The sequence below is a fragment of the Mesorhizobium sp. M1409 genome (genome assembly GCF_040317535.1).
Classification (GTDB): domain Bacteria; phylum Pseudomonadota; class Alphaproteobacteria; order Rhizobiales; family Rhizobiaceae; genus Mesorhizobium.
Window position 1 is genome coordinate 37,921 of record NZ_JAMYKV010000016.1, and the last position, 25,933, is coordinate 63,853.

General features: G+C 64.3%; 19 protein-coding genes. 9 read left to right on the top strand and 10 right to left on the bottom strand.

Going from position 1 to position 25,933, the window contains the following annotated elements:
• Positions 1-100: 100 nt before the first annotated feature.
• Positions 101-2,827, top strand: coding sequence for a DNA mismatch repair protein MutS (mutS, locus tag NKG99_RS15100; RefSeq protein WP_352868964.1), 2,727 nt, complete (start codon positions 101-103; stop codon positions 2,825-2,827).
• 53 nt (positions 2,828-2,880) lie between these two features.
• Here the strand turns inward: mutS and NKG99_RS15105 are convergent, their stop codons facing one another.
• From NKG99_RS15105 to NKG99_RS15115, 3 genes are all read right to left on the bottom strand, one after another.
• Positions 2,881-3,726 carry an aldo/keto reductase gene (locus NKG99_RS15105; RefSeq protein WP_352868967.1) on the bottom strand — a complete coding sequence of 282 codons (846 nt, stop codon included), beginning with the start codon at positions 3,724-3,726 and terminating at the stop codon, positions 2,881-2,883.
• 85 nt (positions 3,727-3,811) lie between these two features.
• Positions 3,812-4,204 carry a CopM family metallochaperone gene (copM, locus tag NKG99_RS15110; RefSeq protein ID WP_352868970.1) on the bottom strand — a complete coding sequence of 131 codons (393 nt, stop codon included), beginning with the start codon at positions 4,202-4,204 and terminating at the stop codon, positions 3,812-3,814.
• A 43-nt stretch (positions 4,205-4,247) separates the two neighbouring features.
• The gene (locus NKG99_RS15115) at positions 4,248-6,752 is read right to left on the bottom strand and encodes a heavy metal translocating P-type ATPase (RefSeq protein ID WP_352868973.1); all 2,505 of its coding nucleotides are present in this window, start codon (positions 6,750-6,752) and stop codon (positions 4,248-4,250) included.
• 193 nt (positions 6,753-6,945) lie between these two features.
• On the opposite strand from NKG99_RS15115, the gene NKG99_RS15120 reads away from it, so the two are divergent.
• Positions 6,946-9,747 (top strand): [protein-PII] uridylyltransferase, encoded by a 2,802-nt coding sequence (locus tag NKG99_RS15120; protein ID WP_352868976.1) that lies wholly within the window; start codon positions 6,946-6,948, stop codon positions 9,745-9,747.
• 46 nt (positions 9,748-9,793) lie between these two features.
• Positions 9,794-11,392, top strand: a complete 1,599-nt coding sequence (murJ, locus tag NKG99_RS15125) for a murein biosynthesis integral membrane protein MurJ (protein WP_352868979.1) — start codon at positions 9,794-9,796, stop codon at positions 11,390-11,392.
• On the opposite strand, the gene NKG99_RS15130 is transcribed toward murJ, so the two are convergent.
• Complete coding sequence (locus NKG99_RS15130) at positions 11,367-11,585, bottom strand: hypothetical protein (protein ID WP_352868982.1); 219 nt, start codon at positions 11,583-11,585, stop codon at positions 11,367-11,369. The genes murJ and NKG99_RS15130 overlap by 26 nt on opposite strands.
• A gap of 417 nt (positions 11,586-12,002) precedes the next feature.
• Here NKG99_RS15130 and trpS point away from each other — a divergent pair, with 417 nt between their 5' ends.
• The 3 genes from trpS to NKG99_RS15145 all read left to right on the top strand — a co-directional run bounded on the left by trpS (position 12,003) and on the right by NKG99_RS15145 (position 14,419).
• The gene (trpS, locus tag NKG99_RS15135; RefSeq protein WP_352868984.1) at positions 12,003-13,070 is read left to right on the top strand and encodes a tryptophan--tRNA ligase; all 1,068 of its coding nucleotides are present in this window, start codon (positions 12,003-12,005) and stop codon (positions 13,068-13,070) included.
• A 99-nt stretch (positions 13,071-13,169) separates the two neighbouring features.
• Positions 13,170-13,661, top strand: coding sequence for a universal stress protein (locus NKG99_RS15140; protein ID WP_352634367.1), 492 nt, complete (start codon positions 13,170-13,172; stop codon positions 13,659-13,661).
• A 188-nt stretch (positions 13,662-13,849) separates the two neighbouring features.
• On the top strand, positions 13,850-14,419 hold the full coding sequence (locus NKG99_RS15145) for a NifU family protein (RefSeq protein WP_352868987.1): 570 nt from the start codon (positions 13,850-13,852) through the stop codon (positions 14,417-14,419).
• A 184-nt stretch (positions 14,420-14,603) separates the two neighbouring features.
• Here the strand turns inward: NKG99_RS15145 and NKG99_RS15150 are convergent, their stop codons facing one another.
• On the bottom strand, positions 14,604-15,221 hold the full coding sequence (locus NKG99_RS15150; RefSeq protein WP_352868990.1) for a L,D-transpeptidase: 618 nt from the start codon (positions 15,219-15,221) through the stop codon (positions 14,604-14,606).
• Between the two features lie 227 nt (positions 15,222-15,448).
• On the opposite strand from NKG99_RS15150, the gene cueR reads away from it, so the two are divergent.
• Complete coding sequence (cueR, locus tag NKG99_RS15155) at positions 15,449-15,871, top strand: Cu(I)-responsive transcriptional regulator (RefSeq protein WP_352868993.1); 423 nt, start codon at positions 15,449-15,451, stop codon at positions 15,869-15,871.
• 161 nt (positions 15,872-16,032) lie between these two features.
• Here cueR and NKG99_RS15160 read toward each other — a convergent pair whose 3' ends face one another.
• Positions 16,033-16,251, bottom strand: a complete 219-nt coding sequence (locus tag NKG99_RS15160) for a hypothetical protein (RefSeq protein ID WP_352868996.1) — start codon at positions 16,249-16,251, stop codon at positions 16,033-16,035.
• Positions 16,252-17,682: 1,431 nt separating this feature from the next.
• Between NKG99_RS15160 and NKG99_RS15165 the strand changes: the two genes are divergently transcribed.
• Positions 17,683-18,183, top strand: coding sequence for an MmcB family DNA repair protein (locus tag NKG99_RS15165; protein WP_352869159.1), 501 nt, complete (start codon positions 17,683-17,685; stop codon positions 18,181-18,183).
• An 8-nt stretch (positions 18,184-18,191) separates the two neighbouring features.
• Here NKG99_RS15165 and nhaA read toward each other — a convergent pair whose 3' ends face one another.
• The 4 genes from nhaA to hrpB all read right to left on the bottom strand — a co-directional run bounded on the left by nhaA (position 18,192) and on the right by hrpB (position 24,188).
• Positions 18,192-19,388, bottom strand: coding sequence for a Na+/H+ antiporter NhaA (gene nhaA, locus NKG99_RS15170; protein WP_352868999.1), 1,197 nt, complete (start codon positions 19,386-19,388; stop codon positions 18,192-18,194).
• Between the two features lie 225 nt (positions 19,389-19,613).
• Positions 19,614-20,177 carry an ActR/PrrA/RegA family redox response regulator transcription factor gene (locus NKG99_RS15175; protein WP_023762754.1) on the bottom strand — a complete coding sequence of 188 codons (564 nt, stop codon included), beginning with the start codon at positions 20,175-20,177 and terminating at the stop codon, positions 19,614-19,616.
• A gap of 85 nt (positions 20,178-20,262) precedes the next feature.
• Complete coding sequence (locus NKG99_RS15180; protein WP_352869002.1) at positions 20,263-21,594, bottom strand: ActS/PrrB/RegB family redox-sensitive histidine kinase; 1,332 nt, start codon at positions 21,592-21,594, stop codon at positions 20,263-20,265.
• A 26-nt stretch (positions 21,595-21,620) separates the two neighbouring features.
• Positions 21,621-24,188, bottom strand: a complete 2,568-nt coding sequence (hrpB, locus tag NKG99_RS15185) for an ATP-dependent helicase HrpB (RefSeq protein WP_352869005.1) — start codon at positions 24,186-24,188, stop codon at positions 21,621-21,623.
• A 376-nt stretch (positions 24,189-24,564) separates the two neighbouring features.
• Between hrpB and NKG99_RS15190 the strand changes: the two genes are divergently transcribed.
• The gene (locus NKG99_RS15190; RefSeq protein ID WP_352663014.1) at positions 24,565-25,896 is read left to right on the top strand and encodes an ABC transporter substrate-binding protein; all 1,332 of its coding nucleotides are present in this window, start codon (positions 24,565-24,567) and stop codon (positions 25,894-25,896) included.
• Positions 25,897-25,933 lie beyond the last annotated feature (37 nt).

A 25,933-nucleotide genomic window follows, 5' to 3' on the forward strand; every position in this document is an offset into this window, starting at 1 on the left:
GGTCGTCCAGGAAATTGCGAACACCCGGCAGCCCGGTCGTCCCCTGTTTTTCGAAGCCTCGGCATTAAACCGCGCGATCACATCTGCTAGCGTGCCGTGCATGAACATGCATACTCCGAACGAGCCGGACGCCCCCGAGGCCATGACGCCGTTGCCCACCGCCGGCGCCACGCCGATGATAGAGCAGTTCATCGAGATCAAGGCGGCGAACCCGGATTCGCTGCTGTTCTACCGCATGGGCGATTTCTACGAGCTGTTCTTCGACGATGCCGAGAAGGCGAGCCGGGCGCTGGGCATCGTGCTGACCAAGCGCGGCAAGTATCAAGGGCTCGACATTCCGATGTGCGGCGTGCCGGTGCATGCGGCCGACGATTATCTGCAGAAGCTAATCGGCCAGGGATTCCGCGTTGCCGTCTGCGAGCAGATCGAGGATCCGGCCGAGGCGAAGAAACGCGGCTCAAAATCGGTGGTGCGCCGCGACGTGGTGCGACTGGTGACGCCGGGCACCATCACAGAGGACAAATTGTTGGCGCCATCGGAATCGAGTTTCCTGATGGCGCTGGGGCGGGTGAAGGGTGGCGGCAGCGATCACGCCGTTGCGCTGGCCTGGATCGACATTTCGACCGGCGCCTTCCGCGTCACCGACACCACCGCCGACCGGCTGCTGGCCGACATCTTCCGTGTCGATCCGCGTGAATTGATCGTCGCCGAGCCGGTGTTCCATGATCCGGAGCTGAAGCCGGTGTTCGACGTGCTCGGCCGAGTCGCCAGCCCGCAGCCGCCGTCGCTGTTCGATTCGGCCTCGGCCACCGGGCGCATCGCCCGCTTCTTCGATGTGGCGACGCCGGACTCCTTTGGCTTGTTTTCGCGTGCCGAGCTGTCGGCGATCTCCGGCGCTATCGCCTATGTCGAGAAGACGCAGAAGGCCGAGCGCCCGCCGCTGTCACGTCCCGAGCGCGAGGAGCAGGGCTCGACGCTGTTCATCGATCCGGCGACGCGCGGCAATCTCGAACTGCTGCGTACATTGTCGGGCAGCCGCGAAGGCTCGCTGTTCAAGGCGATCGACCGCACGGTCACCGGTGGCGGTGCAAGGCTGCTCGCCGACCGGCTGATGGCGCCGCTGACCGACCCGGCAGCGATCGGTGCCAGGCTGGATTCGGTGTCGTTCTTCCGCTCCGAGACGCGGCTCTGCCAGGCGGTGCGATCGAGCCTGAAGAGCGTCGCAGATATGCCGCGCGCGCTGTCCAGGCTGGCGCTCAACCGGGGCGGGCCGCGCGACCTCGGCGCGCTGCGCGCCGGTTTCGAGGCGGCCGGCGCGATCGCTGAAATTTTTGCCGCGACCGCCCTGCCCCAGGAACTCACGGCGGCATTGGCCGCCATTCAGGCGCTGCCCCAGGCATTGGCCCAACATCTGACGCAGGCGCTTGGCGACGAACTGCCACTGCTCAAGCGCGATGGCGGCTTCGTTCGCGGCGGCTACCATCCGGATCTCGACGAGATGCGGGCGCTGCGCGACGAATCGCGAAAAGTCATCGCCGGGCTGGAGCGCTCGCTGATCGACGAAACCGGCATCCGCTCGCTGAAGATCCGGCACAACAATGTGCTCGGTTACTACATCGAGGTGACCGCCAACCATCATGCGGTGATGACCGGCAGCGATGGCGCCAAGGCGCGCTTCATCCACCGCCAGACCATGGCCAACGCCATGCGTTTCACCACGACCGAGCTTGCCGAACTCGAGACCAAGATCGCCAATGCCGCCGACCGGGCGCTCAGCATTGAGCTGGCCGCCTTCGATGCGCTGACTGCGGAGGCGGTTGGCGAAGCCGAAAAGATCCGCGCCGGCGCCGATGCGCTGGCCGTGCTCGACGTGTCGGCGGCACTCGCGCTCTTGTCGGAAAGCGAAGCCTGGTGCCGGCCGGTGGTGGATTCGAGCCTTGCCTTCGAGATCAAGGGCGGGCGGCATCCGGTGGTCGAGCAGGCGCTGCGCCGCTCAGGCGAAGGCCCATTCGTCGCCAATGATTGCGACCTGTCGCCGGAGGGTAGTGCCAGGAACGGCGCGATCTGGCTTTTGACCGGCCCCAACATGGGCGGCAAGTCGACGTTCCTGCGGCAGAACGCGCTGATCGCCATCCTGGCCCAGACCGGCTCGTTCGTGCCGGCGGCATCAGCCCATATCGGCGTCGTCGACCGGCTGTTCTCGCGTGTCGGCGCCTCGGACGATTTGGCGCGCGGCCGCTCGACCTTCATGGTCGAGATGGTCGAGACGGCGGCAATCCTCAACCAGGCCGGCGAGCGCGCGCTGGTGATCCTCGACGAGATCGGCCGCGGCACCGCCACCTTCGACGGCCTGTCGATCGCCTGGGCTGCGGTCGAATATCTGCACGAGAAGAACCGCTGCAGGGCGATCTTCGCCACCCATTTCCACGAGATGACGTCGCTCGCCGGCAAGCTGGTGCGACTGCACAACGTCACCATGCGGGTCAAGGAATGGGAGAACGACGTCGTCTTCCTGCATGAGGTCGGCAAGGGTGCCGCCGACCGCTCCTACGGCGTGCAGGTGGCACGGTTGGCCGGGCTGCCGGAGGCGGTGGTCGACCGGGCCAAGGAAGTGCTGCATCAGCTCGAAGAAGGCGAGGTCTCAGGCAAGACCAATCGCCTGGTCGACGACCTGCCGCTGTTTTCGGTGGCGGTGAAGCGCGAAGCGCCGAAGCCGACGAAAAACGATGCGCTCGGCGACGCGCTCGGCGCGATCAATCCCGACGAGATGACGCCGCGCGAGGCGCTGGAGGCGCTCTACCGGCTGAAGGGGCTGGCGAGCCGGTAAAGATCGGCAGGACAGAGGGGGGTGTGACGGAATGCGGCCTGCACTATCAGCGCCTAGATCATCTCCAGCCCGCGCTTGCGTGTCGGCGCCGGGAAGGCGCGGTCGAGTTCGGTGAGGTCTTCGCCGGTAAGCTTGATATCCAGCGCGGCGACATTCTGGCGGACGTGCTGCTGGCTGCTGGCTTTCGGAATGGCGATGACGCTCTCCTGGTGCATCACCCAGGCCAAGGCGATTTGCGCCGGGGTCGCATTGTGGCGGGTGGCGACGGCGTCGAGCCTGGCATTGCGCGCCAGCGTGCCCTGCTCGACCGGCGAATAGGCCATCAAGGGGATGCCGCGCTGCCGGCTCCATGGCGCCAGGTCGAATTCGAGGCCACGCCGGACCAGATTGTAGAGCACCTGGTTGGTCTGGACATTGCCGCCGTCGGGCAAGCCGACCAACTCTTCCATCTCGTCGGCGTCGAAATTGCTGACGCCCCAGTGGCGGATCTTGCCGGCTTTTTTCAGGGCCTCGAAGGCCGCGACCGTTTCCGCCAGCGGCACGCTGCCGGGCCAATGCAGCAGATAGAGATCGATGCGGTCGGTGCGCAGGCGCTTCAGGCTGTTTTCACAGGCGCGCTGCACGCCCGCGCGCGAAGCGTTCGATGGCAGAACTTTCGAGACCAGGAAGGTCTCGTCGCGGCGCCCGGCAATAGCCTCGGCCACCACCTCCTCGGCGCCGCCGCTTGCATACATTTCGGCGGTGTCGATCAGCGTGATGCCAAGGTCGAGGCCGAGCTTGAGGGCATTCACCTCATCGGCACGGCGACCGATATCCTCGCCCATCTTCCACGTGCCTTGACCAAGCACCTGAACGGCTTCGCCTGAGGGCAGTTTGGTGGTTCTGATGGTCGATGGCATGGCGGGCTCCAGTGGGGCCGGATCGCATCACAGGCTGGGCGAGAAATCCACAGGCGTTCTCGCCGCCTTGGCGGTTGCCTGAACCTTACTTCACCGGATGAGCGGCGAGCCATGCCTGCATCTGCTTGATCTCGGCTTCCTGAGCGGCGATGACGCCTTCGGCCAGCTTGCGGATTTCCGGATCCTTGCCGTTGGCAAGCACGACTTTGGCCATGTCGATGGCGCCTTGATGGTGCGGGATCATGCTGCGGACGAAATCGGCATCGGCATTGCCGGTGTACTCGGACGCCATCATGTCGGCATGCATCTTGTCCATCGCCGCCTTGTAGCCTTCGGTCGAAGGACTGGTCGCGTCCGTCGCCATGGCGCCCATGTCGTGTTTCATCTCTTCGCTCTGCGCCGGAACGCTTTCGAGGAAGACGGCAACCAGCATTCCGGCCGCCATCAGCAAAAGCACGAGTTTTCTAGCCAAGGTCATTCATGGTCTCCTGTTGGGTAGGTTTCGTATTTGGGAGCTTGGATCAGAGTTTCAATGTTCTCAGCCGCAGGGCGTTTGATATCACCGACACCGAGGACAGGCTCATCGCCGCCGCAGCCAGCATCGGCGACAAAAGCGTGCCGGTGAGCGGATAGAGCACACCGGCGGCGACCGGCACGCCAAGCACATTGTAGAGGAAGGCGAAGAACAGGTTCTGGCGGATGTTGCGGATCGTCGCCTGGGCCAGCGTGCGCGCCCGCACGATGCCGTTGAGGTCGCCCTTGACCAGCGTGATGCCGGCGCTTTCGACCGCGACATCGGCACCGGTGCCCATGGCGATGCCGACATCGGCGGCGGCAAGCGCGGGTGCGTCGTTGACGCCGTCGCCGGCCATGGCGACGCCCGCGCCTTTGGCGCGCAGTTCCTCGACGAGGGCCGCCTTCTGTTCCGGAAGCAGGCCTGCGCGAACCTCATCGATGCCGAGGCTTCTGGCGATGGCGTTGGCCGTGCGTTCATTGTCGCCGGTCGCCATGATGATCCTCAAGCCGCTGTCATGCAGCGCCTTGATTGCCTCGGCGGTGGTCGCCTTGACCGGGTCGGCGACAGCGACAAGGCCGGCCAGTCTGTTGCCGACGGCGACGAACATCGCCGTCTTGCCTTCGGTCTGCAGTGCCTCGGCCCTAGCCGAGACTGACCCGGTGTCGATCCCTAGATCGGCCATCATCGCGGCATTGCCGAGCGCGACCTTCTTTCCCGACACCGTGCCGGAAACGCCCTTGCCGGTGACCGCCTCGAAGCCGCTGGCCTCGGCAACGGTCACACCGCGCGTGGCGGCGCCTTCGACGATGGCTTCGGCCAGCGGATGCTCCGAGCCTTTTTCCAAACCCGCGGCAAGCGCCAGCAATTCGTCTTCGGAAAAGCCGTTTGCCGCAACGACATCGGTCAGTTTCGGCCGGCCCTCGGTCAGCGTACCCGTCTTGTCGACGATCAGTGTGTCGACGGAGGCGAAGCGTTCGAGCGCGGCGGCTTCCTTGATCAGTACGCCGGCGTGCGCCCCGCGCCCAGTGGCGGTCATGATCGACATCGGCGTGGCGAGGCCGAGCGCACAGGGGCAAGCGATGATCAGCACCGACACAGCCGAGACGATGGCAAAGATCAGGCTCGGTTCGGGTCCAATCACGGCCCAGGCGATGAAAGCGGCGATCGCGACAAGGACGACGGTCGGCACAAAGTAGAAAGAAACGCGATCGGCCAACCCTTGAATCGGGGCGCGCGAGCGTTGTGCCTTGGCGACGAGCTCGACAATGCGCGCCAGCGTCGTCTCGGAGCCGATCCGCTCGGCGCGCATGATCAGCGAACCTTGTCTGTTGAGCGTGCCGCCGGTCAAGGCATCGCCTTCAGTCTTTTCGACCGGCAACGGTTCACCCGTGATCATCGATTCGTCGACCGAGGAACGGCCTTCCAGCACCGTGCCGTCGACCGGCACCGCGTCGCCGGGACGGATGCGCAGGCGATCGCCGGCCTTGACCGCGTCAAGCGGCACATCGCTTTCGGAACCGTCGGCGACGATCAGCCGCGCGGTCTTCGGCGCGAGATCAAGCAAGGCGCGGATCGCCGATCCGGTTTTTTCACGGGCACGCAGCTCCAATACCTGGCCGAGGAAGACCAGCGCGACGATGACGGCGGCAGCCTCGAAATAGACCGGCACCGCACCGCCATGGCCGCGGAACTGATGCGGAAAAATGTCCGGAAACAGCGTGGCGACGACGCTGTAGAAATAGGCAGCACCTACGCCTAACGAGATCAGGGTCCACATGTTGGGGCTGCGGTTGAGGATCGAATCCCAGCCGCGATGAAAGAAGGGGAAGGCAGCCCAAAGCACCACCGGACTTGCCAGTACCAGCTCGATCCAGACCTTTGTCCGATCCTCGACCAGGCCTTCAAACGTCAGGCCGAGCATGGGCGCCATAGCTATGATCAGAAGGGGGACCGACAGGGCCGCGCTCACCCAGAGCCGCCTGGTGAAATCGACCAGTTCGGGATTTGGCCCTTCATCGCCTGTCGGCACGCCCATCGGCTCCAGGGCCATGCCACAGATGGGGCAGGCGCCGGGCTTGTCACGGACGATTTCGGGATGCATCGGGCAGGTGTATTGCGTGCCCTTGGGCATCTCCTGGGGCGCCGGCCTGTCGCCGAGATATTTTTGCGGCTCCGCTTCGAATTTCGCCTGGCAGCCAGCGGAGCAGAAGTAGAAACCCTGACCCTCGTGGCGGGCAAAGTGCCTGGCTGTCGCACGGTCGACGCTCATGCCGCAGACCGGATCGGTGGCCGTCAGGAATTTTTCCGGCTCGGCGACGAATTTCGTGCGGCAGCCTTGACTGCAGAAATGATAGAGATGGCCATCATGCTCGGCCGTCGGCTTGCCGGCGGCCGGGTCGACGGTCATACCGCAGACCGGGTCGCGGACGACGGCCTGTGCGGCAGGTGCTGCGCCCTTTACTGAACAGCAGCCGCCATGCGCGTGATGATCGTGATCGGAATGCGTCATGCGAAAAATGCCTCGATGGGTCGGTGTGCGACGCGGAGATAGGGCTTCCAGTAACTGGAAGGTCAAGGGCCGGTTTTGATTTTGTGGCGGCGGGTGTCGAATGTCCGCGCGGAGACTCGTCCTCCCGCCCCATACCCAGCGCCGCGAAAACGCGCTATAGACGCCGCCGAAAAGGCGAGGCCGACCCGGACATATGGCAAGAATCTCCCTGAAGCTCGACGAACTGATCGACGGCGAAGCCTTGCGCCGCGAGATGACCGCGCAGACCGCGGCCAAGGCAGGCGACGGCTCCGGACAGGCGGCGCGCAGCGGTGTGCTCCAGCTGCTCAAGGGGCGGCTGGCCGACGGGCGCGCCATTGCCGAACGCATGCTGCGGGACGACGGCGGCGGCAGTGCCTGCGCGGCGCGGCTGTCGCATCTCATGGACGAGATCATCCGGGCGCTCTACGATTTCGCCGTCACCCATGTCTACCGGGTCAAGAACCCGTCTTCGGCGGAGCGCATGGCCGTCGTCGCCGTCGGCGGCTATGGCCGCGGCACGCTGGCGCCTGGGTCCGACATCGACCTGTTGTTCCTGCTGCCCTACAAGCAGACGCCATGGGGCGAGCAGACCGTCGAATACATGCTCTACATGCTGTGGGACCTGGGGCTCAAGGTCGGCCACGCCACCCGCAACATCGACGAATGCCTGCGCCTGTCGCGCACCGACGTCACCATCCGCACCTCGATCCTCGAAGCGCGTTTCCTGTGGGGCGAGGAAAAACTCTATGACGAGCTGATGCTGCGCTTCGACCATGAGGTGGTGCGCACGACCGGTCCCGAATATGTCCAGGCCAAGCTTGCCGAACGCGACGACCGCCATGCCAAGGCCGGCGAAAGCCGCTATCTCGTCGAACCCAACGTCAAGGACGGCAAGGGCGGCCTGCGCGATCTGCAGACGCTGTTCTGGATCGGCAAATATTTCTACCGGGTGCGCACCGGCCAGGAACTGGTCGACAAGGGCGTCTTCACCGAGGGCGAATACCGGGAGTTCCAGAAGGCCGAGGATTTCCTGTGGGCGGTGCGTTGCCACATGCATTTCCTCACCGGCAAGGCCGAGGAACGGCTGCATTTCGACATTCAGCGCGAGATCGCCGAACGGCTCGGCTACACCACTCACCCCGGCCTGTCGGCGGTCGAGCGCTTCATGAAGCACTATTTCCTCGTCGCCAAGGATGTCGGCGACCTGACCCGCATCTTCTGCGCCGCGCTCGAAGAAGAGCAGGCCAAGCACGTGCCGGGCTTCAACCGTATCTTCCTCACCTTCTCGCGCCGCAAGCGCAAGCTGGCCGGCACGTCGGACTTCATTGTCGACAACCACCGCATCAACATCGCCGACGACCAGGTGTTCGAACGCGATCCGGTCAATCTTTTGAGATTGTTCTGGTTTGCCGACAAGCACGGCCTGGAGTTCCACCCCGATGCGCTGAAGCTGCTGACCCGCTCGCTCGGCCTGGTCAACAAGTCGTTGCGGCGCGACGAGGAGGCCAACCGGCTGTTCCTCGACATCCTGACCTCGGACCGCAATGCCGAACTCAATCTGCGCCGCATGAACGAGGCTGGGCTGCTCGGCAGACTGATCCCGGATTTCGGCAAGATCGTCGCCATGATGCAGTTCTCGATGTACCACCACTACACGGTGGACGAGCACCTGATCCGCTGCATCGGCGTGCTGGCCGAGATCGAGCGCGGCGACGGCGAAAAGGTCCATCCCCTCTCGCACACGCTGATGCCGGGGCTGAAGAAGAGCCGCGAGGCGCTCTATGTCGCCGTGCTGCTGCACGACATCGCCAAGGGCAGACCTGAAGATCATTCCGAGGCCGGTGCCAGGATCGCGCGGCGCATCTGCCCGCATATGGGGCTGTCGCCGGCCGATACCGAAACCGTTGCCTGGCTGGTCGAGAACCACCTGGTGATGTCGATGACGGCGCAGACCCGCGACCTCAACGACCGCAAGACCATCGAGGATTTCGCCGCGATCGTGCAGTCGGTCGAGCGGCTGAAGCTGCTTTTGATCCTGACCGTCTGCGACATCAGGGGCGTTGGACCCGGTGTCTGGAACGGCTGGAAGGGCCAGTTGCTGCGCACGCTCTACTACGAGACCGAACTGCTTTTGACCGGCGGCTTTTCGGAAGTGTCGCGCGCCCAGCGCACGGCGGCGGCGCGAGAGCGTCTCGCCGAGGCACTTGCCAGTTGGCCGGACAAGGCTCGCAAGCGCTATGTCGGCCAGCACTACGAGAACTACCTTTTGACCGTCGATCTCGCCGACCAGCTGCGCCATGCCGAGTTCATCCGCGAGGCTGATGTGGCGGGCAAGAAGCTCGCCACCATGGTCATGACCCACCAGTTCGAGGCAGTGACCGAAATCACCGTGCTGGCGCAGGACCACCCCCGCCTGCTCTCGGTCATCGCCGGGGCTTGCGCCGGAGCCGGCGGCAACATCGTCGACGCACAGATATTCACGACGTCGGACGGCCGTGCCCTGGACACCATCCTGATCAGCAGAGAATTCGACCGCGATGAGGACGAGCGCCGGCGCGCCGAGCGCGTCGGCCGGCTGATCGAGGACGTGCTGTCTGGCAAGAGCTGGCTGCCGGAGATGATCGAGAAGCGCACCAAGCCGCGGCGCGGCGCCAAGGTGTTCAAGATCCCGCCGCGCGCCGAAATCCGCAACACGCTGTCGAACCGTTTTTCGGTCGTCGAGGTCGAGGGCCTGGACCGGCCGGGGCTGCTGTCGGAGATCACCGGAACGCTTTCCGACCTGTCGCTCGACATCGCATCGGCCCACATCACCACCTTCGGCGAGAAGGTCATCGACACCTTCTATGTCACCGACCTCACCGGCCAGAAGATCGACAGCCCGGCCCGCATCGCCACCATCCGCAACCGGCTGATGGCAACGCTCGAAGGCATCGTGCCCGAACGCGGCGGCAAGGCCAGGGCGGCGGCCGAGTGACCGCCGCCATCACTTTGTCCTTATCCCGCAGGCAGTCTCCAAACGCATGAGCCTCGTCAAGAAATTTGCAACGGTCGCTTCCGGCACGCTGATGAGCCGCGCGCTCGGCTTCGGCCGTGAGATGCTGATGGCGGCCGCACTCGGCACCGGACCGGTCGCCGACGCCTTCAACGCCGCCTTCCAGTTTCCCAACACGTTTCGCCGGCTGTTCGCCGAGGGCGCCTTCAACGCCGCCTTCGTGCCGCTGTTCGCGAAGGAGATCGAGACCCACGGCACCGACGGCGCCAAGCGCTTTTCCGAGGAAGTGTTCGGTGTGCTGTTCACGGCGCTGCTGGCGCTGACGATCATCATGGAACTGTCGATGCCGCTGATCGTGCGCTACCTGGTGGCGCCGGGTTTTGCCGGCACACCGGGGAAATTCGACACCACGGTGACGCTGGCGACGATCATGTTCCCCTATCTGATCTGCATGTCGCTGGGCGCCATGATGGCGGGCATGCTGAATTCGCTGCGCCGCTATTTCGCAGCGGCAGTGGCACCGGTGTTCCTCAACGTCATCCTGATCAGCGTGCTCGCCTATGCCTGGTACAAGGGCTCCGACGCACTCACCGTCGGCTACGGGCTGTCCTGGGGCGTGCTTGCCGCCGGGCTGGTGCAACTGGCGATCGTCTGGGTGGCGGTGCGCCATGCGGGCATCTCGATCGGCTTCCGCCGTCCGAAAATGACGCCCGCTGTCAAGCGGCTGCTGATCCTGGCGCTGCCGGCGGCAATCACCGGCGGCATCACTCAGATCAACCAGCTGATCGGCACGGCGATCGCCTCGGCGCAAAACAGCGCTGTCTCTTCGCTTGCCTATGCCGACCGCATCTACCAGTTGCCGCTCGGCGTGGTCGGCGTGGCGGTGGCGATCGTGCTGTTGCCCGAACTGTCGCGGGCGCTGAAGTCGGGCAATCTGATCGAAGCGGCCAACCTGCAGAACCGCTCGGTCGAGTTCACGCTGTTTCTGACCCTGCCGGCTGCAGCCGCGCTCTGGGTGATGTCGGAACCGATTGTGCGGCTGGTCTATGAGCGCGGCGCGTTTGCCGCCAACGGTTCGACACCGACGGTGGCGGCGATCCTGGCGATCTTCGGCCTCGGCCTGCCGGCCTTCGTGCTGATCAAGGCGTTCACCCCGGGCTATTTCGCCCGCGAGGACACGCGCGCGCCGATGATTTTTGCCGCCATCTCGGTGGCGGTGAACGTGACGACGGCGCTGACGCTGTTCCCCCGGATGGGCGCGCCCGGCATCGCGGTGGCCTCGGCCGTCGCCGGCTGGGTCAACGCGCTGATGCTGCTCGGCGTCTTGATCCGGCGCGGCCATTGGGGCCGCGACGTGCCGCTGATGAAACGCATTCCACGGCTGGTGCTGTCGGCGGTGGTGATGGGGGCGGCGCTCTATTTCGCCGAGCACTGGTTCGCCGTCAGGCTCGGACCCGGCTCGCCGCTGGTCGTCAAGGCGACGACGCTGCTGTCGCTGGTCGCCGGCGGAGCGCTGCTCTACTTCATCACCGCATTTGCCACCGGCGGCGCCGACTTCGGCATGATCCGGCGCAATGTTGGGCGGAAGGGCACGCCCCCTGTCAAGGAACAGTCTCCAGATCCGTGAGCCCAACTGTATTGACCCCGTCGACAAGCATCAGTCTTCGCCAGACAACTCGTCGTAGACCGGGTTCGCAGTGGCTCGCGACTTGCTTGCTAAGTTCGATTCCGAATTCGGCCCGAAGCCGCGCCGCTGTTTCCAGCGGCGTCTCGAGGGCGCGGCGCTTCAAAGCTGCTTCGATGTTGATGTCGACGGGCATTTATTTTTCATCAGATCGTATGCAGAATAGGTCCCACTCTATCATGAATGCCGATGTCTGCGCTCATTGCCCTGCCGGGCATTTCTCCCCGTAAACGGGGAGAAAGTAGCTGACCGCAACGCGGCGCGTTTCTGCAGCGCTGGCGATTAGCGAAACCGGTGATGACGGGCTCTTTCTCTCCGTCTCTATACGGGAAATGTCCGGCAGGACAATGAGGGGCGGCGCCAAGCTGGCAGGTCAAGAGACCAGCGCTATAAGCGCGCTCCCAACAACATGGGAACAAGCAATCCGACCTGACGCAATTGCTCCGCCGCGATCACCGAACCTCTTGATCCGCTCCACACTCTCGTTCATAAGCGCGCCGTCGCAAGACTTTCGCCGCGCGCGAAACGGCCCTCCACAAGCCATGAGGAAACCATGACCGCCTTCAAGCCACTCGTCTTTTCCGGCGTCCAGCCGACCGGCAATCTGCATCTCGGCAACTATCTCGGCGCCATCAAGAAATTCGTCGCCCTGCAGGACACTTCCGACTGCATCTATTGCGTCGTCGACCTGCATTCGCTGACCGCCCAACTCGTTTATGAAGACCTCGCCGACCAGACGCGGTCGATCACCGCTGCGTTCCTGGCCTCGGGAATCGACCCGACGAAGCACATCGTCTTCAACCAGTCGCGTGTGATGCAGCATGCGGAGCTTGCCTGGATCTTCAATTGCGTGGCGCGCATCGGCTGGATGAATCGCATGACGCAGTTCAAGGACAAGGCCGGCAAGGACCGCGAGAACGCGTCGCTCGGCCTGCTTGCCTATCCGAGCCTGATGGCTGCCGACATTCTGCTCTATCGTGCAACGCATGTCCCGGTGGGTGAGGACCAGAAGCAGCATCTGGAGCTGACCCGCGACATCGCGCAGAAATTCAACAACGACTTCTCCGGCCGCATCGCCGGTCTTGGCGTCGGCGTCGAGATGCAGGTCGGCGAAGAGACCGTGAACGGTTATTTCCCGCTGACCGAGCCGGTCATCGGCGGGCCGGCGGCGCGCATCATGTCGCTACGCGACGGCTCGAAGAAGATGTCGAAGTCGGATCCGTCGGACCTGTCGCGCATCAACCTGACCGACGATGCCGACGCCATCTCGAAGAAGATCCGCAAGGCCAAGACCGACCCGGAAGCGTTGCCGAGCGAGTTGGACGGTCTGGCCGCCCGGCCCGAGGCGGAAAACCTGGTCGGCATCTATGCTGGCCTCGCCGAGATGTCGAAGGCGGATGTGCTCAAGGAGTTCGCCGGCCAGCAGTTTTCGGTGTTCAAGCCGGCGTTGGCAGACCTTGCGGTGGAAAGACTGGCGCCGATCGCCAGCGAGATGCGCCGCATTTCCGACGACCGCACCTATGTCGACGCGGTGCTCAAGGACGGCGGCGAGCGCGCCGGCGTGCTGGCCGAAGCGACGATGAAGACGGTCCGCGACATCATCGGGTTGCTGCAGGCCTGATCTCGCTGCCGCACTGCACCATACTGCCCCAAGGCCGGCGGCTTGCCGCCGGTCCGTGGCGGTGGCAGATTACGGCCTCAGTAACACCGAGTAGAAGACATGGTCTCCAAACGCCTCAGCCGCGAAGCCGGCCATCGCCGCAAGTTCCTGGCGATCATCGACGACACGCCGGAGTGTGAGCGCGCAGTCGCCTACGCCTCGAAGCGGGCGCAGAGCACCAGCGGCACGCTGGTGCTGCTCTATGTCATCGAGCCGGATGATTTCCAGCACTGGCTGGGCGTCGAGAAGATCATGCGCGAGGAGGCGACCGCCACGGCGCGCGCAGCACTCGACAGCTATGCCAGCAAGGTGCGCCAGAAGCTTGGCATCGAGCCGGAGATGGTGGTGCGCGAAGGCAAGCCGACGGAAGAGATCCACAAATTGATCGAGGAAGACCAGGACATCGCCATCCTGGTGCTGGCCGCCGGTGCGGGCAAGGAAGGCCCGGGGCCGCTGGTCGGCGCCGTGGCCGGCAAGGGTGCCGCCTTCCCGATCCCGGTGACGGTCGTGCCGCAGAATCTTTCGGACGAGGAGATCGACAGCCTCGCCTGAGATGTATCGATGTCGGGGTGATGCCGGCCTGACCTGAATCTCGACACACCTTCGAGCACCTACCGAGGCGCGCAAAAACATTCCGCCAGCCAGCCATTCCGGCGATGCGTTTCGCTTGAATGTCCAGCCGATTGAGCCTATTTAGAATTATTCCAAACTAGCTGCCCGAAACGGGCACGGAGATGGCCATGTTCATCCAGACCGAATCGACGCCAAATCCGGCGACGCTGAAATTCCTGCCCGGCAAGGAAGTGCTTCTGGAAGGCACCGCCGATTTCCGCGATGCCGACAGCGCCGCACTTGCCTCGCCGCTGGCGGGCCGGCTGTTCGAGATTCCCGGCGTTACCGGTGTTTTCTTCGGCTATGACTTCATCACCGTGACCAAGGACGGCCCCGACTGGCAGCATCTGAAGCCGGCGATCCTCGGCGCCATCATGGAGCATTTCATGTCCGGCGCGCCTGTCATGGCCAAGGCCGGTCCTGCCGCCGAGACCAGCCTGACCGGCGAGTTCTACGACAAGGCCGACGAGGAACTGGTCATCACCATCAAGGAACTGCTCGATACGCGGGTGCGCCCGGCGGTCGCCCAGGATGGCGGCGACATCACCTTCCGCGGCTTCGAGAACGGCACGGTGTTCCTGCACATGAAAGGCGCCTGCGCCGGCTGCCCGTCATCGACGGCGACGCTGAAGCACGGCATCCAGAACCTTCTGCGTCACTTCGTGCCGGAAGTGCAGCAGGTCGAGCAGGTCTCCTGACCGTTCAACTCGCCGTCTTGCCGGCTAACAAACTCGATCCATCGCAAAAAACAAAAAACCGGGCCAAATTGCCCGGTTTTTTGTTTGGGACGTCCGTTGTTGCCTAGACGGTCCGCGTATGAAAGCTGCCTCTATCCGATCATGATTTTCCCGAGAACCGATACCGCTTTCTCGGAATCATGATCTAAAGAACAATGACCTTGGCGCCGACCGAGGCGCGGTCATAGAGGTCGATAATGTCCTGATTCATCAGGCGGATGCAGCCCGACGACATCGCTTTGCCAATCGAATTCCATTCCGGGCTGCCATGCAGGCGATAGCCCGAGTCACCGCCCTTGTTGAACAGGTACATGGCGCGCGCACCGAGCGGGTTCTTCAGGCCCGGCTCCATGCCGCTGGCAAACTTTTCCAGTTCGGGCTGGCGCTGGATCATCTGCCGCGGCGGCGTCCAGGTCGGCCATTCGCGCTTCAGCGCGATGTGGGCGGTGCCATGCCACTCGAATCCTTCACGGCCGACGCCGATGCCGTAGCGAATTGCCCTTCCGTCATCTTCGATGAAGTAGAGGAACTTGTTTTGCGTATCGACGATGATGGTGCCCGGTTTTTCCGGGCTGTCGTAGTTCACTTCCTGCCGATGGTACTTCATCGGCACTTTCTCGATCGGGATGCGCGGCAGTTGGTAACCGGCGTCGGTGACGGCGCCGTAGTCGTTGGAGAAAATCCGCGAGCCGATGGTGCTGCAACCGGCGATAGCAGTGGACAGCGCCAGTGCGGCGACGATAGCAAACGACTTCATGCGCATCAGGTGATCCGGTGCCCCGCCCCAACTTCGGCGGCACGAGTCGGCCGCTTTCTCTCAATCATTCATGCTGGCATTTGCTTTGCTTGCCAAGCGCGCGATGCCTATATGCCGGAGTTGACGTGCTGGTAAGCGCACTACTATGGCATTTCGGCAACAGCCCTCACAGGATTGTGGAGGAAATTCAATGACCGGGCCCACGGCTTCGCCAGGAATCGAGGAGAACCATCATGAATGTCGGTGACGCCGCCCACCGCTCCGGCCTGCCGGCCAAGACCATCCGCTACTATGAAGAGATCGGCCTGATCGCCCCGGCGCGCGCCGCCAACGGCTACCGCGACTATTCCGGAGACGACATCCACCGGCTGACCTTTTTGCGCCGCGCGCGCAATCTCGGCTTTTCCATCGATGATTGCCGGCAGCTGATGGCGCTTTACAAGGACCGCGGCCGCGCCAGCCACGACGTGCGCGAGATCGCCGCCGCCCATGTCGCGGCGATCGAGGAGAAGGTGCGCGAACTGCAGTCGATGCGCTCGACCTTGCAGAAGCTGATCCACGCCTGCCATGGCGACGAAAGGCCGGATTGCCCGATCCTTGATGACATGGCGGGGGCGACGTTGCTCAGCGACAAGGGTGCTTCGGCCCCTGCATAAGGACTTCGCATCGACCATGATCGAGCGGCGCCTTGGCGCACGGATTGTCGAGCAGGCGCTAAAAAGGTCCGCCGCCGGCCGCACGGCAGTTCGATCGGCACAATTTCCTTCGATATCTGGGCGCGTCAATCGACCGCACTATTTCATCCTTGTCGCAATGATCAACGATGGAGGTTGGCATGGATCGGCGATTGTTCCTGACTGGAATGCTTGGAATGGCGGGGGCCGCGACCGTGGTCGCACTTGCGCGCCCCGCCACTGCGTTGGCCGGCATCCCGAATACGGGACCCGGCATTCTCGATGAACTCGACAAACCGTCCGACGATATTCTCGACCAGGATGGTCCTGACGTCCAAGACGGCATCGAGCTCGTGCGGCATCGCAGGTGGCATCGCCGCCGTCGCGGGTGGAGACGGGTTTGCCGTCGCTATTGGCGTCACGGTTACTGGCGCCGCAGGTGTTTCCGCAGATCCTTCTGGATCCGCTTCTGACCGAGGCCGGCAAACAAGAAGTCGCATTCGTCGGGCCTGCGCCGTCGCTGTCGGCTAGACTTCCGATCAGGGCAAAAAAGGCCCGCCGCTGTGGGGCGGCGGGCAGTCTCTGGAGTGCCAGGGGATCAACCCGGCATTGGGTCAACCAGCGGGCCATGGGTTGGTTGCAAAAAGGCACATGGGCATTCGATTGTACGATCATAACCAAGCAGCCAGGCGCATTGCCCACCTTTTGAGCCGCGCTAAACTTGAAAGGCGGCAATCCCAAATCCGCCGCAGATGGCCGACGCGATTAGGCAATGTTGTCTCACCGGCATCCGCGTCGGCCATTTTGGCGACGAATATACATTTGAGGCGCGGGGGCGAGTTGTCATCCTGATGACCGGCATTACCTTTGATGGGGCGGGTCGACGCGACTTACCTGTCGACTGACTAAAGTGGCGGTACGTCCAATGGACATTTCCGGAACTGTCGGATTTTTGCGTATGAACCTCGGACTTTGGCCCCATTTTCCAGCTGTTGATGGAAGACGGCGGCCCGGTGGCCTTTCCTTTGGGTGGACCGCTACCGGGCCTGACCGGAGCGGGGTGTAAGGGGGGAGCTCCGGCTGCCTCCTAAAATACCACCTTTCCGTTATATGCGCGCTAGCTAATTTAAAGAGAGGCTATGCGCCTGCCGCTGGGCGGGAGTCATCAGGGGGAACGAACGTGGCGCTGCAGTGGGCCGGAGTCTGTCAAATATAAAATCGCCTTGCTGTGACCGCTCCGGGCACCTGCATGAAGCGCTGCTGAATGCCGAGGCGCAGGCAAGCAAGGACGCCATTCCTCGGATGGAATGAAACGGGGCGGTGAGCCAGAGCCGCCTTCCGGACTTCGACGGTACGGTTTTTACCAAAGCCCTCGCCTTTTGTCTCCCGATGCTAGTCTGGTGGGGCGGCATACCCCCAAAAATCGCCGCAGTGGCCGACGCGGCTTCGGCAATGCCGTCCCACCGGCATGCGCCGGCCACTTCTTGGCTCGTCGCCGAGTTGGCGAATCCGGGTGCGCTGATATGAATCGCGCATGGGGATGGTGCGGTTTCTTTGGAGCGATCCAGGGCATCGGGATTCTTTGGACCGTTCCTCGCAGATGGGAAGGCAGCAATCAGAAATGCGACCCAACGCAGGCTCATCAGCAGCACTTCCCATGGCGTTTGGGGCATGACGTCGCGTCCCTCTGTCGGCAGTTGATTGTTCGAGGATTATATTCCTATTCCGCCGAGTTTGTCAATCGCCCCGCGGGCGGGGTTCAAACCGTGAACAAAATCTGGCATGCTGCCGTCATGCCGATCATCTCTCCCATCCAAATCAACCCTCTCATCGACGGTCGCCAGTCCGAACGCGCCATGCTGGTGCGGCGCGGCGTGCAGCGGCTGCTCATGGAGATGGGCGCGCATGTGCTGCCCGAACTGTCGCTGGCCACCGGCCGCCGTGCCGACCTCGTCGCGCTGACCCGGCAGGGCGACATCTGGATCATCGAGATCAAATCCTCGATCGAGGATTTCAGGGTCGACCGCAAATGGCCCGACTACCGGCTGCACTCCGACCGCTTCTTCTTCGCCACCCATCCCGGCGTGCCCTCGGAGATATTTCCCGAAGAGTGCGGCTTTATCCTCTCCGACGGCTACGGCGCCGAAATCATGCGCGATGCGCCGGAGCACCGCATGGCGGCGGCCACGCGCAAGGCGCTGATGCTGCGGATCGCGCGGGCCGGCGCTTCACGGCTGCTGGCGGCTGAACTTGCCGGCGTGTCGGTGCCGGCGCTCGAGGGTGAGAGCGAGTAGGTATCGCCTTACCCTTCACCCTCTTCCAGCCCACGCTCGGCCGGGGCCATCAAAAGCACGGCGGCACCCAGAATAGCGGCGATGAAGGAGCCGGCGAGGATGCCGACCTTGACCGCGTCCTGCAATGCCACGTCACTGGCGAAGGCGAGCAGGCCGATGAACAGGCTCATGGTGAAGCCGATGCCGCACAGCAGCGAGATGCCGATCATGTGCACCCAGCCGGCGTTGGCGGGCAGATCGGCAAGACCGAACCGGATGGCAAGCGCCGAGGAGCCGAACACGCCGACCAGCTTGCCGACCACGAGGCCGGCGGCGACACCCAGCGTCAACGGCTCGATCAGCGCGCCAAAGCTGAGGCCGGCGAGCGAAACGCCGGCATTGGCGAAGCCGAAGATCGGGATGACGACAAAGGGCACTATCTTGTGCAGGCCGTGCTCGAGCCGGTGCAGCGGCGAATGGTCGAGATCGTGGCCGATCCCGGCGGAGCGTTCGAGCGGAATGGTCAGCGCCAGCGCGACGCCGGCAAGCGTCGCATGGACGCCCGATTTCAGCACCAGCACCCACAGGATGGCGCCGAGCACAAGGTAGGGCACCAACGTCATCACTCGCATGCGGTTGAGCACGACGAGCGCGGCGATGACGGCGAAAGCGGCGCCGAGATAGGTGAGCGACAGACCGCTGGTGTAGAAGATGGCGATGATGATGACGGCGCCGAGATCATCGATGATGGCCAGCGCGGTGAGGAACACCTTCAGCGAAGCCGGCACGCGGCTGCCGAGCAGCGACAGCACGCCGAGCGCGAAGGCGATGTCGGTGGCGGTCGGGATCGCCCAGCCCGACAGTGCCGCCGTATTGTCGCGGTTGATGGCGACATAGACGAGCGCCGGAACCACCATGCCGCCGGCGGCGGCGATGCCGGGCAATGCGCGCCGGGGCCAGGTGGAGAGCTGGCCATCCAGCATCTCGCGCTTGATCTCCAGCCCGACGAGCAGGAAGAACACCGCCATCAACCCGTCATTGACCCAGTGCGACACGCTGAGCGGGCCGAGATAGGCGTGGAGCGCGGAAAAGTAGGTTTCGGCCAGCGGCGAATTGGCGACGATGAGAGCCAGTGCCGCCGCCGCCATCAGGACGATACCGCCGGCCGCTTCACTATCGAGGAATTCGCGGAAGACGGAAACCGGCCGCTGCTTCAAATCCCGCATGTCGCCTCCGTTAAGCCGCGTCACTCGCGATGATGCTCAAACTCCGGCAGTGGAGCAAGCATCGGACTGTGTTCCGCGCCCCAGAGACTGTTTCGAAATTCGCTCTGGCGAGTCATATGGTGGCGGTTTCGAGAACCGTAGCGCAGCGGACATTTGGTCCGTGAGCAACGGAAGCGCAGAAAACGCCATCAGATGGCCGCCAGAGTAGAGTTTCCAAGCAGTCTCTCAGCGTGGCGCGCGCTTGGCTAGTATCCGCTGCAAGGTGCGGCGATGCATGTTGAGCCGGCGCGCTGTCTCTGAGACATTGCGCTCGCACATTTCATAGACGCGCTGGATATGCTCCCAGCGGACGCGGTCGGCCGACATCGGGTTTTCCGGAGGCGCCGCGCGCTCGCCGGCGGTGCGGGTGAGTGCCGCGAAGATATCGTCGGCGTCGGCGGGCTTGGAGAGGTAATCGACGGCGCCAAGCTTCACCGCGGTCACCGCGGTGGCGATGTTGCCGTAGCCGGTAAGGATGATGGCGCGGGAATCGTCGCGCTTTTCGCGGATGGCCGCGACCACGTCGAGGCCGTTGCCATCGCCAAGCCGCATGTCGACCACGGCGTAGGCGGGCGGATTGGCGCGCGCCTTGGCAACCGCCTCCTCGACGCTCTCGGCCGTCTCGACCACGAATCCCCTGGTTTCCATGGCGCGGGCCAGACGCGTAAGGAACGGCTTGTCGTCATCGACGATGAGCAGCGAGGTGTCCTCGCCTTCAACCATTGCGCCAATATTTTCGTCGCCTGTCATAGTCTCAAAATTCCTGCTGCCTTAATTTTACGCAGATATAGTTCCCGAGCCTCATTGTCCAATTTTTAGAGCTCCTTCAAGGCTCTCAGGCGGTGTCGAACATGCTGGCCGAAGTGATTTCCGGATTGAGGAACACACCACGCGGCCACGATATCTGTACCACGGCGCCCTCGCCCAGGCCGCTCGAATTGCGGAAATCGAGCGTCGCGCCAGAGCGTTCGAGCAAAGTCTTGGCGATGAACAGGCCGAGCCCCAGGCCGCCGCCGCCTTCATTGCCCTGGCGCGTCGACATATAGGGCTCGCCGATGCGGTCGATGATCTCGGCCGGAAAGCCCGGTCCGTCATCGATGATCGAGAAGGTGACGGTGGCCTCGTTCCAGCTCCAGCCGACGGTGACGCTCTTGCGGGCGAAGTCGACGGCGTTCTCGACCAGATTGCCGAGGCCGTAGATGACGCCCGGATTGCGGCGCCCGACCGGCTCGGGCCCGATGCGTTCGCCAGGCCGAAGCTTGATCGAGATGCCGAAGTCGCGATGCGGCGCGGTGACCTCCTCGACCAGCGAGGTCAACGGCAGCCGCGAAAGATGCGCTTCGCCCTCGGAGGACAGGCTGGTCAGGCGCTTGAGGATTTCGCGGCAGCGCTCGCTCTGCGAGCGAAGCAGCTTCACGTCTTCCCCGTATTTCAGATCGTTGCCGAGGGCCTTTTCCATCTCCTTGGCGACAAGCGCGATGGTGGCGAGCGGCGTCCCAAGTTCGTGCGCGGCCGCGGCGGCCAGCCCGTCGAGCGCCGAAAGATGCTGCTCGCGCTGCAGCACCAACTCCGTGGCGGCGAGCGCATTGGCCAGAAGCCGTGCTTCGGCGGCCACCCGGAAGGCGTATATGGCGGTGAAGGCGATCGAGGACAGCACCGCCATCCACATACCGGCGACGTAGATGAAGGGCATCTCCAGCGGCGCGCCTTCATGCCAGGGCAGCGGCAGATGGACAAAGACCAGCAAGGTCGCCGCCGACATCACCAGCCCGCCGAGGATGGCGGTCAGGCGCAGGGGCAGCGAGGTCGCCGAAATGACGACGGGCACGGTCATCAGCAGCGAGAACGGGTTGGTGAGGCCGCCGGTCATGTAGAGCAGGCCGGCAAGCTGCAGGCTGTCGAAGATGAGGATGCCGAAGGCCGCGAGCGGAGTGAGCCGGTGCGCCGCCGGAAAACGGAAGGCGAGAAACAGGTTCATCCAGGCCGAACAGGCGATCAGGGCAAAGCAGAGGCTGACCGGCAGCGGAAACTTCAGGCCATAGGCAACGACGAGAACCGCAACGCTCTGACCGACGATGGCAAGCCAGCGCAGCCGGATCAGCGTGTTGAGGCGCAGTCTCTGACTCTGCTGGAAATCGGGCGAACGCAAAACGCTGATCATGACCATGAAATACAGCCGCGGGACGGCAAGCGCTAGGTACCTCTGGGTTTTGCCCGGGCGGTGGCGGCGGCGAGAAGCGGATTTTCCGGCCAGACATGCTTGGGATAGCGGCCGCGCATGTCGGCGCGCACATCGGCCCAGGAGCCGCGCCAGAAGCCGGGCAGGTCGCGCGTCGTCTGGATCGGCCGGTGCGCCGGCGACAGGAGTTCGAGCGTCAGCGGCACGCTGCCATTGGCGATGGCGGGATGGCGGTCGAGACCGAACAGCTCCTGCACGCGAACCGCCAGCACCGGCCATTCGCCGTCATAGCGGATCGGCACATGGCTGCCCGACGGGGCGTCGAAATGGGTCGGCGCCAGCGTGTCGATCCTGCGCTGCAGATCGTGCGGCACGAGTGTGGCCAGTCCGGCCGAGACAACGCCCGCATCGATGGCGGCAAAGGATGCCGCGCCGGACAGGAACGGCAGCAGCCAGTCGTCGAGACGCTCGATGAGGGCGGCATCCGCCATATCGGGCCAGGGCGCGCCAAGGCCGCGATGCAGCCAGCCAAGCCGCTGGCGCAGCGTTTGCGCCTCCTTGCTCCAGGTCAGCAGCGACAGCCCGTGCTCGCGCACCGCATCAAGGATGGCCCGATCGGCATCGATGCCGGTTGGCGGCGGCAGCATGCGTTCGGCAAGCGTGATGGCGCCAAGGCGAACGGCCTCGCGCACGCGCACCGCGCGCTTGTCGCGGTCGAAGCTCGTTTGCCTTCGTGTTTCGATCTTGTCCGCGAGCGCGGCGCGGACATCGTCCTCGCTGATTGCCGCCGCCGCCGTGATGCGCGCGTTCTGCGCCTTGCCCTGCAAATCGGCGACGACCAGAAACGGCTCACCCGCCAGCGGGTCGGCTGCGTCGAGCATGGCGCCCGAGCCATTGGCCAGTACGAAACGGCCGCGCTCGCCGCGCGCCTTGGCGACGCGATCCGGCCAGGCATGGACGAGCAGAGGGCCGGCACCCTTGAGGGGTGGGTCGGCGCGCGCGCCTTGCGCACCAAGACGAGGGAGCCGGGGTGGGGGTGCCGCGCGCGGCCGACCCCCACCCCGCTCCGCTTCGCGGATCGACCCTCCCCACAAGGGGGAGGGTGAAGATGCCTGCCTCGCCAGCCGTTCGGCGAGCTGGCGCGCGGCGGTGGCGCGCGGCGATCTTTCCTGGCGAAAGCGCATCAACCGTCGCTCTAGGTCGGCGCCATCACCGCCAAGGCCGCGTTCGGTGAGCAGCACGGCAAGCATGGCCGCCTCATGGGCGTGACCGCTCTCGGCTGCCTCGGCGACCATATGCGCAAGCCGCACGGGCAGAGCGAGCTTGCGCATCGCCATACCCGCATCCGTCAGGCGCCCATCCTCGTCTATGGCATCCAGCGCGCGCAGCAGCGCCCGAGCCTCGTTGAGCGCTGGCGCCGGCAGCGGATCGAGAAAGGCGAGCCCTGTCGGATCGGCGACGCCGAAAGCGGCGCAGTCGAGCAGCAGGCCGGACAGGTCGGCCTCAAGGATTTCGGGTGGCGTGAAGGCGGGGAGTGCGGCCGTCTGCTCGGCCCGCCACAGCCGGATGGCGACGCCAGGCTGCGTGCGGCCGGCACGGCCGGCGCGCTGGTCGGCGGAAGCCTTGCTGACGCGCACGGTCTCCAGCCGGGTAAGGCCGCTCGCCGGCTCGTAGCGCGGCAGCCGCGACAGGCCGGAATCGATGACGACGCGCACGCCGTCGATGGTGATGGAGGTCTCGGCGATCGAGGTGGCCAGCACCACCTTGCGGCGGCCTGGCGGCGCCGGCTTGATCGCCGCGTCCTGCGCCTTGCCGTCGAGCATGCCGTAGAGCGGCACGATGTCGGTATCGGCACTGATCCTGTCGGCCAGCCGCTCGGCGGTGCGTTCGATCTCGCGCTGGCCGGGCAGGAAGGCGAGCACGCTGCCGCTCTCGTCGGCAAGGGCGGCGCGGATCGCCTTGGCCATGGCGTCTTCGATGGTGGTGCCCGCCGACCGCTCGTCGTAACGCACATCGACAGGAAAGGCGCGGCCCTCGCTCTCGATTACCGGGGCGCCCGACAGCAGCTTCGCGACGCGCGCGCCATCGAGCGTCGCCGACATCACCAGCAGCCGCAGATCCGGCCGCAGCGCGCCCTGCACGTCGATCGCCAATGCCAGACCGAAATCGCCGTCGAGCGAACGCTCGTGGAATTCGTCGAAAATCACCGCCGAGACGCCGGGCAGTTCGGGATCGTCGAGGATCATCCGTGCCAGCACGCCCTCGGTGACGACCAATATCCTGGTCTTTGCCGAGGTGCGGTTTTCCATGCGCATGGCATAGCCGACGGTGGCGCCGGGCTCCTCATCAAGCAATTGCGCCATGCGGCGGGCGGCGGCGCGGGCGGCGAGCCGGCGCGGTTCGAGCAGAACGATCTTGCCGACCCCCAGCCAGGACGCGTCGAGCAGCGCCAGCGGCACCAGCGTCGTCTTGCCGGCGCCGGGCGGCGCCACCAGCACGGCGCTGTTGCCATGGCCGAGCGCTTCGCTCAGCGCCGGCAGCACGGCGGATACCGGAAGCTCCGGCAGGGGTTTTGTGGTCATCGCGTCCGCATATCAGCGGTGGTGGTGGCCGCGCAACTTATCGCACCAACGCCAATTCAAAGCCGGGTGCGGGAAAACGGGTTCCAGCGCACCGTGCCCAGCCGCGCTTCCTCGCGCACCATGGTCAGCAGGCCGCTCCACCGACGACCGCCAGGCCGTAGCCGACCAGCGCTTTTCCCAACGTTTTCAGACATCGCCATAAGCATGCTGCGGCGCAGCAACGAATTCGCTTGCCTTGTTTAGTAAAAATTGCATCACTAAACAAATTACTAAACATCCGCGACGCTGTTGCGCCGCTATGTTTGGGCCCCCTGAGGAGAGGGTTTGAAGGCTCTTGAAACCGTCATCCGGCGCGTTTCGCAAATGGGAGGAAGATATGAAATCGAGTTTGAAACTGGCGCTGGGACTGACCTCGGCGATTACAGCGTCGACAGCCGTCTCGAACGTCGCGCACGCTGAAGACCTGACGCTCTGCTGGGCCGCCTGGGACCCGGCAAACGCGCTTGTCGAACTGTCCAAGGATTTTACCAAGGAAACCGGCATCGGCATGAAATTCGAGTTCGTGCCGTGGACCAACTATGCCGACCGGTTCCTCAATGAGCTGAATTCGCACGGCAAGCTGTGCGACCTGATCATCGGCGACAGCCAGTGGATCGGCGGCGCCGCCGAGAACGGCCACTACGTCAAGCTGAACGACTTCTTCGACAAGGAGAAGATCAGCATGGACGACTTCGTACCGGCAACCGTCGTCGGCTATTCGGAATGGCCGAAGAACACGCCGAACTACTGGGCGTTGCCGGCCATGGGCGACGTCGTCGGCTGGACCTATCGCAAGGACTGGTTCTCCAAGCCGGAACTGCAGAAGGAATTCAAGGAGAAGTACGGCTGGGATCTCGGCCCGCCGGCCACCTTCGACCAGCTGAAGCAGGTCGCCGAGTTCTTCCAGAAGCGTGAGATCGACGGCAAGACCGTCTACGGCGCCTCGATCTATACCGAGCGCGGCTCTGAAGGCATCACCATGGGCGCCATGGACGTGCTCTACAGCTATGGCTTCCAGTACGAGAACCCCAAGAAGCCCTATGAGATGGAAGGCTTCGTCAATTCCGACAAGTCGGTGAAGGGCCTGGAGTTCTACAAGGCGCTCTATGATTGCTGCACACCGCCCGGCGCCTCGAACAGCTACATGGGCGAAGGTGTCGATGCCTTCAAATCCGGCCAGGTGGCGATGCACATGAACTTCGCCTTCACATGGCCCGGCCTGCAAAAGGACGAGAATGTCGGCGGCGACAAGATCGGCTACTTCGTCAATCCCAAGGGTCCCGACGGCGAGCAGTTCGCCCAGCTCGGCGGCCAGGGCATCTCGGTGGTGTCCTATTCCGACAAGCAGGAAGCGGCGCTGAAATACATCAAGTGGTTCGCCAACAAGGACGTGCAGTCCAAGTGGTGGTCGCTCGGCGGCTATTCCTGCCTCAACGCGGTGGTCAAGGATCCGGCCTTCCCGGCCAGCCAGCCCTACGCGCAGACCTTCCTCGACTCGATGGCCATCGTGAAGGACTTCTGGGCCGAGCCCAGCTACGCACCGCTGCTGCAGGCCTCGCAGAAGCGCTTCCACGACTATGTCGTCGCCGGCCAGGGATCGGCCAAGGACGCACTCGACGGCCTCGTCAAGGACTGGACGCAGGTCTTCGAGGACGACGGCAAGATGTAATCGGCTCCTCCCGAGCTAGGCCCCGGAGGCGGATGAT

Bases quoted from the DNA above. Each gene is read 5' to 3' on its own strand.
- mutS (WP_352868964.1), top strand. From the start codon at position 101: ATGAACATGCATACTCCGAACGAGCCGGACGCCCCCGAGGCCATGACG.
- NKG99_RS15105 (WP_352868967.1), bottom strand. From the start codon at position 3,726: ATGCCATCGACCATCAGAACCACCAAACTGCCCTCAGGCGAAGCCGTT.
- copM (WP_352868970.1), bottom strand. From the start codon at position 4,204: ATGACCTTGGCTAGAAAACTCGTGCTTTTGCTGATGGCGGCCGGAATG.
- NKG99_RS15115 (WP_352868973.1), bottom strand. From the start codon at position 6,752: ATGACGCATTCCGATCACGATCATCACGCGCATGGCGGCTGCTGTTCA.
- NKG99_RS15120 (WP_352868976.1), top strand. From the start codon at position 6,946: ATGGCAAGAATCTCCCTGAAGCTCGACGAACTGATCGACGGCGAAGCC.
- murJ (WP_352868979.1), top strand. From the start codon at position 9,794: ATGAGCCTCGTCAAGAAATTTGCAACGGTCGCTTCCGGCACGCTGATG.
- NKG99_RS15130 (WP_352868982.1), bottom strand. From the start codon at position 11,585: ATGCCCGTCGACATCAACATCGAAGCAGCTTTGAAGCGCCGCGCCCTC.
- trpS (WP_352868984.1), top strand. From the start codon at position 12,003: ATGACCGCCTTCAAGCCACTCGTCTTTTCCGGCGTCCAGCCGACCGGC.
- NKG99_RS15140 (WP_352634367.1), top strand. From the start codon at position 13,170: ATGGTCTCCAAACGCCTCAGCCGCGAAGCCGGCCATCGCCGCAAGTTC.
- NKG99_RS15145 (WP_352868987.1), top strand. From the start codon at position 13,850: ATGTTCATCCAGACCGAATCGACGCCAAATCCGGCGACGCTGAAATTC.
- NKG99_RS15150 (WP_352868990.1), bottom strand. From the start codon at position 15,221: ATGCGCATGAAGTCGTTTGCTATCGTCGCCGCACTGGCGCTGTCCACT.
- cueR (WP_352868993.1), top strand. From the start codon at position 15,449: ATGAATGTCGGTGACGCCGCCCACCGCTCCGGCCTGCCGGCCAAGACC.
- NKG99_RS15160 (WP_352868996.1), bottom strand. From the start codon at position 16,251: ATGCCGCACGAGCTCGATGCCGTCTTGGACGTCAGGACCATCCTGGTC.
- NKG99_RS15165 (WP_352869159.1), top strand. From the start codon at position 17,683: ATGCCGATCATCTCTCCCATCCAAATCAACCCTCTCATCGACGGTCGC.
- nhaA (WP_352868999.1), bottom strand. From the start codon at position 19,388: ATGCGGGATTTGAAGCAGCGGCCGGTTTCCGTCTTCCGCGAATTCCTC.
- NKG99_RS15175 (WP_023762754.1), bottom strand. From the start codon at position 20,177: ATGACAGGCGACGAAAATATTGGCGCAATGGTTGAAGGCGAGGACACC.
- NKG99_RS15180 (WP_352869002.1), bottom strand. From the start codon at position 21,594: ATGGTCATGATCAGCGTTTTGCGTTCGCCCGATTTCCAGCAGAGTCAG.
- hrpB (WP_352869005.1), bottom strand. From the start codon at position 24,188: ATGACCACAAAACCCCTGCCGGAGCTTCCGGTATCCGCCGTGCTGCCG.
- NKG99_RS15190 (WP_352663014.1), top strand. From the start codon at position 24,565: ATGAAATCGAGTTTGAAACTGGCGCTGGGACTGACCTCGGCGATTACA.